Source organism: Polaromonas sp. P3_B4 (genome assembly GCF_056402835.1).
In genome coordinates, this window is the sequence record NZ_JBFUGQ010000002.1 from 129,402 (window position 1) to 140,117 (window position 10,716).

The 10,716-nt window shown below is 62.4% G+C and carries 12 protein-coding genes; 11 read left to right on the forward strand and 1 reads right to left on the reverse strand.

The window, feature by feature from the left end; translation table 11 throughout:
- Positions 1-45 precede the first annotated feature (45 nt).
- Positions 46-1,101 carry an asparaginase gene (locus AC1DVV_RS17480; protein ID WP_457282876.1) on the forward strand — a complete coding sequence of 352 codons (1,056 nt, stop codon included), beginning with the start codon at positions 46-48 and terminating at the stop codon, positions 1,099-1,101.
- Positions 1,102-1,186: 85 nt separating this feature from the next.
- Here AC1DVV_RS17480 and AC1DVV_RS17485 read toward each other — a convergent pair whose 3' ends face one another.
- The gene (locus tag AC1DVV_RS17485) at positions 1,187-1,960 is read right to left on the reverse strand and encodes an SDR family oxidoreductase (RefSeq protein ID WP_457282814.1); all 774 of its coding nucleotides are present in this window, start codon (positions 1,958-1,960) and stop codon (positions 1,187-1,189) included.
- Positions 1,961-2,106: 146 nt separating this feature from the next.
- On the opposite strand from AC1DVV_RS17485, the gene AC1DVV_RS17490 reads away from it, so the two are divergent.
- The 10 genes from AC1DVV_RS17490 to AC1DVV_RS17535 all read left to right on the forward strand — a co-directional run bounded on the left by AC1DVV_RS17490 (position 2,107) and on the right by AC1DVV_RS17535 (position 10,670).
- Entirely contained in the window at positions 2,107-3,087 is a 981-nt protein-coding gene (locus AC1DVV_RS17490; protein WP_477666969.1) for a LysR family transcriptional regulator, read from the forward strand.
- Between the two features lie 81 nt (positions 3,088-3,168).
- Complete coding sequence (gene glyQ, locus AC1DVV_RS17495) at positions 3,169-4,089, forward strand: glycine--tRNA ligase subunit alpha (RefSeq protein WP_348049382.1); 921 nt, start codon at positions 3,169-3,171, stop codon at positions 4,087-4,089.
- Positions 4,089-4,388: an antibiotic biosynthesis monooxygenase family protein gene (locus AC1DVV_RS17500; protein ID WP_477702437.1), complete on the forward strand. Its 300-nt coding sequence runs from the start codon at positions 4,089-4,091 to the stop codon at positions 4,386-4,388. The genes glyQ and AC1DVV_RS17500 overlap by 1 nt, the downstream gene beginning before the upstream one ends.
- Positions 4,389-4,399: 11 nt before the next feature.
- A complete protein-coding gene (locus tag AC1DVV_RS17505) occupies positions 4,400-4,933 on the forward strand; it encodes a metal-dependent hydrolase (RefSeq protein WP_477702436.1) in 534 nt (177 codons plus the stop codon).
- Complete coding sequence (gene glyS / locus AC1DVV_RS17510) at positions 4,930-7,035, forward strand: glycine--tRNA ligase subunit beta (protein WP_477702435.1); 2,106 nt, start codon at positions 4,930-4,932, stop codon at positions 7,033-7,035. The genes AC1DVV_RS17505 and glyS overlap by 4 nt, the downstream gene beginning before the upstream one ends.
- A 5-nt stretch (positions 7,036-7,040) precedes the next feature.
- On the forward strand, positions 7,041-7,493 hold the full coding sequence (locus AC1DVV_RS17515; protein ID WP_457282819.1) for a hypothetical protein: 453 nt from the start codon (positions 7,041-7,043) through the stop codon (positions 7,491-7,493).
- A gap of 53 nt (positions 7,494-7,546) precedes the next feature.
- Positions 7,547-8,119 (forward strand): D-glycero-beta-D-manno-heptose 1,7-bisphosphate 7-phosphatase, encoded by a 573-nt coding sequence (gene gmhB / locus AC1DVV_RS17520; RefSeq protein ID WP_457282820.1) that lies wholly within the window; start codon positions 7,547-7,549, stop codon positions 8,117-8,119.
- A 118-nt stretch (positions 8,120-8,237) separates the two neighbouring features.
- Entirely contained in the window at positions 8,238-9,017 is a 780-nt protein-coding gene (locus AC1DVV_RS17525; RefSeq protein ID WP_477666838.1) for a lysophospholipid acyltransferase family protein, read from the forward strand.
- Between the two features lie 39 nt (positions 9,018-9,056).
- Positions 9,057-10,082, forward strand: a complete 1,026-nt coding sequence (locus tag AC1DVV_RS17530) for a M48 family metallopeptidase (RefSeq protein ID WP_477702434.1) — start codon at positions 9,057-9,059, stop codon at positions 10,080-10,082.
- 147 nt (positions 10,083-10,229) lie between these two features.
- A complete protein-coding gene (locus AC1DVV_RS17535) occupies positions 10,230-10,670 on the forward strand; it encodes a response regulator (protein WP_348049366.1) in 441 nt (146 codons plus the stop codon).
- Positions 10,671-10,716 lie beyond the last annotated feature (46 nt).

Consider the following 10,716-nt stretch of genomic DNA (forward strand, 5'->3'; position numbering starts at 1 on the left):
ATTTCCTTGGAGACATACATGCAAATAGCCTCAACATTTCGTCACATGGGCGCCGCGCTTGGCCTGGTGGCATTTACCTCGCTCGGCGCGCCCGCACTGGCGCAAACCACCGCCAAACCCAACGTCGTGATCCTGGCCACCGGCGGCACCATTGCCGGCGCCGGCGCTTCGGCCCTGAACAGCGCGACTTATGCCGCCGCCAAGGTGCCGGTCGACAAGTTGCTGGCTGGCCTGCCCGAGCTGGCCAACGTGGCCAATGTCAAGGGCGAGCAGGTCTCGCAAATTGCTTCCGAAAGTTTCACCAACGACAACCTGATGAAATTGGGCAAGCGCATCTCGGCGCTGGTCAAGCAGTCTGACGTGGACGGCATCGTGGTCACCCACGGTACCGACACCCTGGAAGAAACCGCCTACTTCCTGAACCTCGTGATCCGCACCAGCAAGCCCATCGTGGTGGTCGGTTCCATGCGCCCAGGTACGGCGCTGTCGGCCGACGGTGCGCTCAACCTTTTCAACGCCGTGAGCGTGGCCGCCAGCAAGGACGCCGCCGGCAAAGGCGTGCTGGTCACCATGAATGACGAACTCCAGAGCGGCCGTGATGTCACCAAAACCATCAACATCAAGACTGAGGCCTTCAAGAGCCAGTGGGGCCCGCTGGGCATGGTGGTAGAAGGCCAGAATTACTGGTTCCGTGCCCCTGTGAAGCGCCACACCGCGCAGTCCGAATTCAACATTGATGATTTCGAAGCGCTGGCGCCGGTCGACATTGTCTATGGTTATGGCAACGTGCCGCGCTCCGCGGTGGACTCCGTCGGCAAGACCGGCATCAAGGCCCTGATCCACGGCGGTACCGGCAACGGTTCCGTGGCCGACCGTGTGGTTCCCGCGCTGCAGGAAGTTCGCGCCAAAGGCATCCAGGTGGTGCGCTCCTCGCGTGTGCCCGAAGGCTTTGTGCTGCGCAACGCCGAGCAGCCTGACGACAAGTACGACTGGGTGGTCGCGCATGACCTGAACCCGCAAAAGGCCCGCATCCTGGCCGCCGTGGCCTTGACGAAGAACATTGACAGCAAGGAACTGCAGCGCATCTTCTGGCAGTACTGAGTTCACGCAGTTACAACAGGAAGAAAAGGGCGATGCCGGCAGCGGCATCGCCCTTTTTCGTTCTCGCGGCGTACGCGGGAAGTGCTTACAGCTGGCTCATGCCGCCGTCGACGATCAGCTCGGTGCCGACAATAAAAGCCGCTTCGGGCGATGACAAATACACCACGGCGCTCGCCACTTCATCGGGCGTGCCGAAGCGCTTGATCGGGACTTGCGCCTGGATGCTGGCGGCCAGCGCACCGAGCTGGTCTGCGGGCACGCCAAGCTTGCCGTACAGCGGCGTCGTAACCGGGCCGGGGCTCACCACATTGACGCGGATGCCGCGCGCGACCAGTTCACCTGACAGCGTTTTTGCCAGCGAAATCAGCGCCGCCTTGCTGGCGGCATAGACGCTGGAGTTGGGCATGCCGATATGGGCATTGATCGAGCCGTTCAGGATGATGGCGGCGCCCGTGTTCAGCAGCGGCGACAGCGCCTGGATCGCAAAGAACGCGCCTTTCACGTTGACGTTGAAGGTGTCGTCCCAGAGTGCTTCGTCCACGCTTTCCAGCGGGGCGAATTTGGCCAGGCCGGCATTGATGAACACGGCGTCCAGCGTGATGCCTTCGGCGGCCAATGCGCTGGCCAGTGCCTTGGCCGAGCCGCTGGCGCCTGCGTCGTTGCGCAGGGCGATGGCGCCTGTGCCCAGTTGGGCTTTGGCTTGGTCCAGTGACACCTGGTCCCGGCCGGTGATGACGACCCGCGCGCCTTGCCCGGCGAATTGCAAGGCGGTGGCCAGGCCGATGCCGCTGTTGCCACCCGTGACCAGCACGGTCTTGTTGGCGAAGCGGGGTGTGAATGAAGTGGTTTGCGTGGTCATGTCGATTTCCTTTGTCTTGGGTAGGGGGTTCCTGGTTCGGTGGGCTTCCTGCCTGCCGATGAGTCCAATGTAAGTTTCATCTTCTATTGGAAGAAGGCCGTAAAACTGATTTAATCATTCATCTTTTATGAATGATTGGGATTGAAATGGACCGGCTGCGTGCGTTTGAGGTGTTTGCCGCCGTGGTTGGCCGCGGCAGTTTCACGCGTGCGGCCGATGCGCTGGACACCTCGCCGGCCAACGTCACCCGCTATATCAATGAGCTGGAAGCCCACCTCGGCACGCGCCTGCTCAACCGCAGCTCCCGCAAGCTCTCGCTCACCGAAAGCGGCGAAGCGCTGTATGAGCGCAGCAAGTCGATTCTTGAAGAGGTTGCCGACGCGGAGGCGCTGGCCTCGTCGGCAACCCTGCAGCCGCGCGGGCGCCTGCGCATCAATGCGCCTGTGAGCTTTGGCATCCGTCACCTGGCGCCGCTGTGGCCGCGCTTCATGCAAAGCTATCCCGAGGTGGAACTCGACATTGCCCTCAGCGACCGCGTGGTGGACATCGTGGAAGAAGGCTACGACCTCGCCATACGCATCTCGCGCACGGGGCCGGCCACCCATGCAGCCCGCAAGCTCGCGACTTCCTGCAACATCCTCTGTGCCGCGCCGGACTATCTGAAAAAGCACGGCCGCCCGGCCGTGCCCGCCGACCTCGCGGGCCACAGCTGCCTGGGCTACACCTATGCCGCCACCGCCAACGAATGGCATTTCACCGACAACGAGGGCCGCCCGCACGCGGTCAAGGTCAACTACATCATGCACGCCAACAACGGCGATACCGCCCGCGAAGCGGCCGTGGCCGGGCTGGGCATCATCTGGCAGCCGGCTTTCCTGGTTGGGGAAGACCTGCGCGAAGGCCGGCTGGTGCCCCTGCTTCCCGGCTACCGCATGCCTGAAATCGACGTGCTGGCGGTGTACCCCAGCCGGCGGCACCTGAGCGCCAAGGTCCGTGTGATGGTGGATTTTCTGGTCGAGGCCTTCAAGACCGGCCCCGGCTGGTATGTGCCGCCCACCCAGATGCCGCCAGTGATGCCGACCGGTAAGGCGCTCACCAAGGCGCCCGCGCGCCGCCGCGTAAAATGACCGGCTTGGCGGCCGCCACCTGAGGCGCCGCTCCCCGGGCCTGCAATCCAGGTGCCCCGCGTTTGGCAAAACTCCACTCTTATGCTTACTTTCCAGCAAATTATTTTGAAGCTGCAGTCCTATTGGGCTGACCAGGGTTGCGCGCTGCTGCAGCCCTACGACATGGAAGTCGGCGCAGGCACTTCGCACACCGCGACGTTTCTGCGCGCGCTGGGCCCCGAGCCCTGGAAAGCCGCCTATGTGCAGCCCAGCCGCCGCCCCAAGGACGGCCGCTACGGCGAGAACCCCAACCGCCTGCAACACTATTACCAGTACCAGGTCGTGCTCAAGCCGGCACCCGCCAATATCCTTGAGCTCTACCTCGGCTCGCTGGAAGCGCTGGGCTTTGACCTGAAGAAAAACGACATCCGCTTTGTCGAAGACGATTGGGAAAACCCGACGCTGGGCGCCTGGGGCCTGGGCTGGGAAGTCTGGCTCAACGGCATGGAAGTCACGCAGTTCACCTACTTCCAGCAGGTCGGCGGCATCGACTGCAAACCCGCCACCGGCGAAATCACCTACGGCCTGGAACGCCTGGCCATGTATTTGCAAGGCGTGGACAACGTCTACAACCTGACCTGGACCGAAGGGCCTGATGGCTCAAAGCTCAGCTACGGCGACGTCTACAAGCAGAACGAGGTTGAGCAGTCGACCTACAACTTCGAACACAGCGACGCCGATTTCCTCTTCACCGCCTTCACCGCGCACGAAAAGCAGGCCAAGCACCTGATCGATGTGCAATTGGCCCTGCCGGCCTATGAGCAGGTGCTGAAAGCTGCCCACAGCTTCAACCTGCTGGACGCCCGCGGCGCCATCAGCGTGACCGAGCGCGCCGCCTACATCGGCCGCATCCGCAACCTCGCCCGCGCCGTGGCGCAAAGCTATTACGAAAGCCGTGAGCGCCTGGGCTTCCCGATGGCGCCGCGCGAGTGGGTCGAGCAGATGGCGAAGAAGGCGGCTTGATGATTCTGGAAATCGCCCAGTTGCAGGTCAAGCCCGGCGAAGCGTCCGCTTTCGAGGCGGCTTTTGCCCAGGCGCAGGCCATCATCGCGTCAATGGGCGGCTACCAGGGCCATGAGTTGCAGCGCTGCCTGGAAAACGACCATCACTACATGCTGCTGGTGCGCTGGAACACCCTGGAAGACCACACCGAGGGGTTCCGCCAGTCAGAGCCCTACCAGGCATGGCGCAAGCTGCTTCACCATTTTTACGATCCGTTTCCCACGGTGTTGCACTACGCCGATGCCACGCCAAAACGGTGAGCTGATCTTCGATGCCCACCATCTTTTCCCACATCGCCGTTCCCGTTGCTGCTGCAGTGGCCCTCGGTAGCAAGCGGATACCGCCTTCCATGCTGGCGGCGGGCATGGTCGCGGCCATCCTCCCCGACTTTGACGGCATCGCCTTCAAGCTCGGCATCCATTACGGCGGGATCTGGGGGCATCGCGGCTTTACCCACACCCTGGGCTTTGCGCTCGTTGTGGGCATCATCGGCTGGTGGCTGGCGCGGCACTGGAAACTGGCGCCATGGCAGGGCTATGCGTGGATCGCGCTTTGCGTGTTCTCGCATCCCTTGCTGGACACCCTGACCAATGGCGGCGTGGCCATTCCTCTCTACTGGCCGTTTTCCGACCAGCGGTTTTTCAGCCCATGGCGGCCCGTTGAGGTGTCGCCCGTCTCCTTTTCCCGGTTCTTCACGCAACGCGGCGCCGACGTGTTGCTCAATGAGATCCAAACCATCTGGCTGCCGCTGATGGTTGCAGCCCTGGCCATTTTTGCGCTCCGACATTCCCGAAAAAACCAATGAACGCCTCCCAAAACCTTCTTGTTGAACTGTTTGTCGAAGAGCTGCCGCCCAAGGCGCTCAAAAAGCTGGGCGATGCCTTTGCCGGCGTGCTGTTCGAGCAGCTCAAGGCCCAGGGCCTGACGGCGGCAGATTCGGCCCTCACGGCATTTGCCTCCCCGCGCCGCCTGGCCGCGCATGTCACGGCGGTGGCCGCACAGGCCACCGACAAGGCTGTTTCGCAAAAACTCATGCCGGTGGCGGTGGGGCTGGATGCTTCGGGCAATGCCACACCCGCGCTGCTCAAGAAGCTACAGGCGCTGGGCGCCGATGCGTCGGCCGTGGCCGGACTCAAGCGTGCGCCCGACGGCAAGGCAGAGGCGCTGTTTTACGACAGCAACGTCAAGGGTGCGACGCTGGTTGAGGGGTTGCAGAAAGCCTTGCTCGAAGCCATTGCCAAATTGCCGATTCCCAAGGTCATGACCTACCAGCTGGCCGATGGCTGGAGTGATGTGAAGTTTGTACGTCCCGCGCACGGCTTGGTCGCGCTGCATGGCAGCTCGGTGGTCGCTATCGAGGCGTTGGGCCTCAAAGCCGGCAACGCCACGCATGGCCACCGCTTTGAAGCGGCCGTCGACCCGGTGGTGCTCAAGGATGCCGACAGCTACGCCGCTACCCTGCAAAAAGACGGCGCGGTGATCGCCAGTTTTGCCGCGCGCAAAGCCGAAATCGTCAAGCAGCTTGCTGCAGCCGCAGCCAAAGTTGGCGGTGGCGCCAGGGCGATTGAAGACGACGCGCTACTCGACGAAGTGACCGCGCTGGTCGAGCGCCCCAATGTGTTGATTTGCGAATTCGAAAAAGAATTCCTCGGGGTGCCGCAGGAATGCCTGATCCTCACGATGAAGGCCAACCAGAAGTACTTCCCGCTGCTCGATGCTTCGGGCAAGCTCACCAACAAGTTTCTGGTCGTGAGCAATATCAGTCCAACAGATGCCAGCGCCGTGATTGGCGGCAACGAGCGCGTGGTGCGGCCGCGCCTGGCCGATGCCAAGTTTTTCTTCGACCAGGACCGCAAGAAGACGCTGGCTTCGCGCGTTGAAGGTCTGGGCAAGGTGGTGTATCACAACAAGCTGGGCACGCAGGGTGAGCGTACGCAGCGCGTACGCGCCATTGCCGAGGCCATTGCCAATCGCCTGAATGCCAATGTGGCCGATGTACAGCGCGCCGCCGAGCTGGCCAAGACCGACCTGGTGACTGACATGGTCGGCGAGTTCCCCGAGCTGCAGGGCACCATGGGCCGCTACTACGCGCTCAACGACGGTCTCAGTGCCGATGTGGCCGACGCGATTGAGGACCACTACAAGCCGCGTTTTGCCGGCGACGAACTGCCGCGCAACACCGTCGGCGTCATCGTCGCGCTGGCCGACAAGCTGGAAACGCTGGTCGGCATGTTCGGCATCGGCAATCTGCCGACCGGCGACAAGGACCCGTTCGCGCTGCGCCGCCATGCGCTGGGCGTGATCCGCATGCTGGTCGAGAAAGACCTGCCTTTGGACCTGCTTGAGCTGGTTCAGGGCGCCCAGCCGGTGTTCGGTGACAAGATCCAGGACGCGTCCATCGCGTTGGTCGATTTCATCTACGACCGCCTCGCCGGTTCCCTGCGCGAGCAGGGCTACAGCGCGCAAGAAGTCGATGCCGTGCTGGCCCTCAAACCCCAGCGCCTGGGCGATGTGGCCAAACGCCTGTCGGCTGTGCGCGCCTTTGCCGCGCTGCCCGAAGCACCGGCTCTCGCTGCGGCCAACAAGCGCGTCGGCAATATCCTGAAGAAGGCTGAAGGCACGGTTGAAGCAGCCGTCAAACCCGAGCTGCTGCAGGAAGCTGCCGAGAAATCCCTCGCGGATGCATTGAAAACAGTGGCGCCCAAAGCCGAAGCCGCTTTTGCCGCCGGTGACTACGCAGCATCGCTGCAGGCATTGGCCGCCCTGAAGGCGCCGGTGGATGCCTTCTTCGACGGCGTGATGGTCAATGCCGAAGACCCGGCGCTGCGCGCCAACCGCCTCGGGCTGCTGGCGACGCTGCACCAGGCCATGAATAAAGTGGCCGACCTGTCGCGCCTGGCGGTGTAACAGCGATGACGACGCCAGAATCGCCAAATAACCCTGAGATGGCGCAAGTGCGTCCGGCTCTGCGGTTTGAGCTTGTGCTTGGCACGTTCGCCGGCGTAGTGGTCCTCGCTTATGTGCTGGCGTATCTGGCGCTGATGTTGTTTGGTTTCGATTATGGGAGTGCCATTTTTGACGTTGCGCCCTTGTTTGGCGCATTGATGGCCAGTTGGCAGTGCGCCAAGTCCTATCGTTTCACGCTGACGAACATGGACTATTGGATACTTATTGTTGGCTGTCTGGTCATCGAAACCGGTATTTCGGCTCTGGTGATTTCCCAGTTCAATCCGCGCATACTGGCGATGCACCTTACCTTACTGCCTATGCGCCTGGGCTTTCATTTGCTGGCCCTGATGTACTTGTATTCGGATAAGCGGATGGCCCGGCAAATAACGTCGCTTGCGTCGGGGCAAAAAAAGTGAAGTGATGCATCACAAATGAAGTACTGTTTATCTAGCTACCAGCCTTATTCACCATGAAACTCGTCATCCTCGACCGCGACGGCACCATCAACAGCGACAGCGACGACTTCGTCAAGGCACCGGACGAATGGTTGCCGCTGCCGGGTTCGCTGGAGGCCATTGCGCGCCTGAACCACGCCGGCTGGCACGTCGTGATCGCGTCCAACCAGTCGGGGCTGGGGCGCGGCCTTTTCGACGTGGCGGCGCTCAACGCCATGCACGCCAAGATGCACAAGCTGCTGGCCGCTGTCGGCGGGCGCATCGATGCGGTGTTTTACTGCCCGCATGCCCCTGAGGAAAGCTGCACCTGCCGCAAGCCGTTGCCTGGCCTTTTTGAGCAGATCGGTGCGCGTTTCGGCGTGCCGCTCAAAGGCGTGCCCACCGCAGGGGATTCTTTGCGCGACCTGCAGGCCGGTGCGGCTGCCGGGTGCGAACCGCACCTGGTGCTGACGGGCAAGTCGGCGCGCTACCGCAGCGGCGGGCGGCCCGAGGGCCTGCCCGAAGGCACCCAGCTGCACACCGATTTATCGGCATTTGCCGATTTCATCCTGGAACGCAGCGCCCGGCCCCTGCAAGTGGCCTTGTAGGTGACGCTATAAAAATGCTAGCTGCCCGCGCTGACCAGATAAGGGTTAGAGCCTTAAAACATCGTGAAAACTGCTGTACACCAGCATCCAAAACCTGCCTGATACCGGAAACCTTGACATGCGCCTGATTCGATCAATTCTTCACCTGCTGTGGATGGCCATCACGGTGATCCCCTGGGCTACTTTCGTGGTGATTGCCTCGGTGTTCGTCAGCAGCAACACCATGTACTGGATGTGCGCGGGCTGGCTGCGCGTGGCGGTCAGCGGCGGTACGTTCATCCTGGGCATCAAGAACCGGGTGACCGGCATGGAAAACCTCCCCACGGGCCAGACCAGCGCAGCCGTGCTGCTGCTCAAGCACCAGAGCACCTGGGAGACCCTGTGCATGCCCACGCTGATGCCGCACCCGCTGGCCTATGTGTTCAAGAAAGAGCTGCTCTACGTGCCGTTCTTCGGCTGGGCCATGGCGCGCATGGACATGATCCACATCGACCGGAGCCAGCGGTCGCAGGCTTTCAACAAGGTCGTGGTGCAGGGCAAGCGCCTGATGGCGCAGGGAACCTGGGTCATCATGTTCCCCGAAGGCACGCGCATCCCGCGCGGCCAGAAGGGCACTTACAAATCCGGCGGTACGCGCCTGGCCATTGAAACCGGCGCTCCCGTGATCCCGATTGCCGTGACCTCGGCCAAATGCTGGCCGCGCAAGGCCTTCATCAAAACCCCGGGCATCGTTGACATCTCCATCGGCAAGCCGATCGACAGCACCGGCCGGCAGCCCGACGAGTTGATGCGCGAGGTGGAAACCTGGATCGAAGCCGAAATGCGGCGCCTTGACCCCGAGGCTTATGCCGGTGAAGTGGTCGCCACGCCCGCCACACCCGTCGTACCCAATACCTGAGCGGCCAGCCTGCCCATGCTGTCAAGCTAAACTGCCATGATGCAACGGCTTCTTCAGTTCACGCTCGACCTGTTTGATTCCGCGCCGGCGCCGCTTGCTGGCGTTCCCGGCGGCTCAAAAGCCAGAAAAAACAGGCAAAAAAGGCCTGTAGCCCCCATAAATACTGCGCCGACAGCTATCGAAAACATAGCGAATGGTGAGTTCGTGGGGCCGCAACTACCCGCCCAAACCTTGCAGCAGGCGCTGGCACCCGCCACCTTCCGCCATCCGCGCGCCACCCGTGAGACCGTGCTGGACGGCATTTTGGTGGCTTATGAGTTCCGCCGCAGCAAACGCAAGACCATCGGCTTTTCTGCGGGCGCCGACGGCCTCACGGTGAGCGCGCCCAAATGGGTGCCGTTGTATGAAATCGACAAGGCGGTGCTGGAAAAATCCGGCTGGATCCTGGCCAAGCTGCAGGAAACCCGCGTGCGCCATGAGCGCCTGGAGTCCGCACGCATTGACTGGAAGGACGGCACCACGCTGCCTTTCCTGGGTGACCAGGTCATTGTGGTGATCGATCCGCGGCACGCTTTCGGCGGCGTCGGCGCCGAACTCAAAACCGGCACCGCGGCTGCCGAAGTCTTGTTGCAGGGCAACGACGATGCGTCCAACGGCACCTTGCCCGGTGTGGCGCAGCTGACGCTGCACGTGGGCCTGCCCCACCATGCCACGCCCGAGCAGATCCGCGACGCCGTGCAGGCCTGGCTGATGCGCCAGGCCAAGCGCATCTTTACCGAGCGGCTCAACCATTTCGCGCCGCACCTGGGCGTGCAGTGGCACAAGCTCAGCCTTTCCAGCGCCGGCACCCGCTGGGGCAGCGCCAGCGCGGATGGCTCCATCCGGCTGAACTGGCGCTTGATCCATTTCAAGCAGTCGGTGATCGACTACGTGGTGGTTCATGAATTGAGCCATTTGCGTGTCATGGACCACAGCCCGCGCTTTTGGGACACCGTGCGCGCGGTGGTGCCCGACTACGCCGAGCTGCGCGGCCAGCTCAAGGACGAAGCAATTCCCCGCTGGTAGGCCGGCGCTGCTGCGTTTTGCACGTCCGTTGAGCGACGTCAAAGGGGGTACAAATCACAGTACTGCGGCGTTTCTTTACTTGGTAATATGAGAAAACACCAAAAACCAGAAAACGACAGGGATTGACACTGCGCACCTGAAGTCCACATGAACGACAAACTCATACTCGTAGTTGAAGACAATCCGGACCACCTGGAACTGACCGTGCTGACGCTGGAGGAGCAGGGCGTCACAGCCGAGATTGCCGTCGCCCGGGACGGTGTGCAGGCGCTGGACTTTCTGTTCGGCCAGGGTGCCCATGCGGGGCGCGACACGCAAAGGCAGCCGGCTTTCATCCTGCTCGACATGAAGCTGCCCAAGCTGTCCGGCCTGGACGTACTGCGCAGCGTGCGGGCCAATCCCCTGACCGCGCTGGTGCCGGTCGTCATGCTGACATCTTCCAGCGAGCGGTCCGACATCGTGGCGTGTTACCAGAGCGGGGCCAACGGGTTTGTCCGTAAACCCGTCGATTTTGGGGGGCTGACCGAAAAGCTCAACCGCCTGCAGGCGTACTGGCTGGGCGTCAATGAATCCATCGCGGCCGGCTGACATCCCGTGACGCACCGGTGGCCCAGAAACACCCGGTGCCGGTACC

Coding starts and splice junctions, on each gene's coding strand:
- AC1DVV_RS17530 (WP_477702434.1), top strand. CDS start 9,057: ATGCAACGGCTTCTTCAGTTCACGCTCGACCTGTTTGATTCCGCGCCG.
- glyS (WP_477702435.1), top strand. CDS start 4,930: ATGAACGCCTCCCAAAACCTTCTTGTTGAACTGTTTGTCGAAGAGCTG.
- AC1DVV_RS17535 (WP_348049366.1), top strand. CDS start 10,230: ATGAACGACAAACTCATACTCGTAGTTGAAGACAATCCGGACCACCTG.
- AC1DVV_RS17485 (WP_457282814.1), bottom strand. CDS start 1,960: ATGACCACGCAAACCACTTCATTCACACCCCGCTTCGCCAACAAGACC.
- AC1DVV_RS17525 (WP_477666838.1), top strand. CDS start 8,238: ATGCGCCTGATTCGATCAATTCTTCACCTGCTGTGGATGGCCATCACG.
- AC1DVV_RS17505 (WP_477702436.1), top strand. CDS start 4,400: ATGCCCACCATCTTTTCCCACATCGCCGTTCCCGTTGCTGCTGCAGTG.
- glyQ (WP_348049382.1), top strand. CDS start 3,169: ATGCTTACTTTCCAGCAAATTATTTTGAAGCTGCAGTCCTATTGGGCT.
- AC1DVV_RS17490 (WP_477666969.1), top strand. CDS start 2,107: ATGGACCGGCTGCGTGCGTTTGAGGTGTTTGCCGCCGTGGTTGGCCGC.
- AC1DVV_RS17480 (WP_457282876.1), top strand. CDS start 46: ATGGGCGCCGCGCTTGGCCTGGTGGCATTTACCTCGCTCGGCGCGCCC.
- AC1DVV_RS17500 (WP_477702437.1), top strand. CDS start 4,089: ATGATTCTGGAAATCGCCCAGTTGCAGGTCAAGCCCGGCGAAGCGTCC.
- AC1DVV_RS17515 (WP_457282819.1), top strand. CDS start 7,041: ATGACGACGCCAGAATCGCCAAATAACCCTGAGATGGCGCAAGTGCGT.
- gmhB (WP_457282820.1), top strand. CDS start 7,547: ATGAAACTCGTCATCCTCGACCGCGACGGCACCATCAACAGCGACAGC.